The sequence below is a fragment of the Rhodococcus sp. P14 genome (assembly GCF_000256505.1).
In the GTDB taxonomy this organism is placed as follows: domain Bacteria; phylum Actinomycetota; class Actinomycetes; order Mycobacteriales; family Mycobacteriaceae; genus Rhodococcus; species Rhodococcus ruber.
On the sequence record NZ_AJFC01000374.1, the window covers coordinates 1 to 549 of the forward strand.

A 549-nucleotide genomic window follows, 5' to 3' on the forward strand; every position below is an offset into this window, starting at 1 on the left:
CCTTGAGCGTCTGGCAGCGGAGACGAACGTGCCGTTCGTGCTCGACGAGGGCATCACCAAAGGTCAGGCCCATGATCTGATCGCGGCGATTCTGGCCGGCAACCTGCCGCTGGCGCAGTTCACCGACCGTCCCGCGGGGCCGATGTTCCTCCCGGCCGCGGCACCGGCCGAGCCGACACCGCAGGCCCCGGCCGCTGCCGAGGGGTCCCGGAGCGAGGAACCGCAGGTCGAGCAGGCTCGGCAGCCGCGGCCGCGGATCGATCCGCTGGCCGAGGTCGAGCGCCGGTTGCTCGAGACCCTGGCCGAGCCGGACGCCGACGCCGATGCCGCCGCGAACCCGCAGGTCAACACCGCCGCGCAGTTCCTGTCGTGGGCGGATGGGCATTTCAAGGTCAAGGCCCAGGTCGCCCTGGCCGATCTGATGGCCGATCGGGACTCGCTCACCGACGAGATGTTCCTGGTGTGCCGGGCGATCCTGGCCGATCCGAAACGCTGGGGCGAACTCGGGCACCGCGCCGCCGAGGCGTACTGGCAGGCCCGCACCGGCGA

General features: G+C 71.8%; 1 pseudogene. It reads left to right on the forward strand.

Going from position 1 to position 549, the window contains the following annotated elements:
- Window positions 1–28 precede the first annotated feature (28 nt).
- A pseudogene (locus OEY_RS29265) lies at window positions 29–549 on the forward strand (hypothetical protein); the annotation flags it as partial.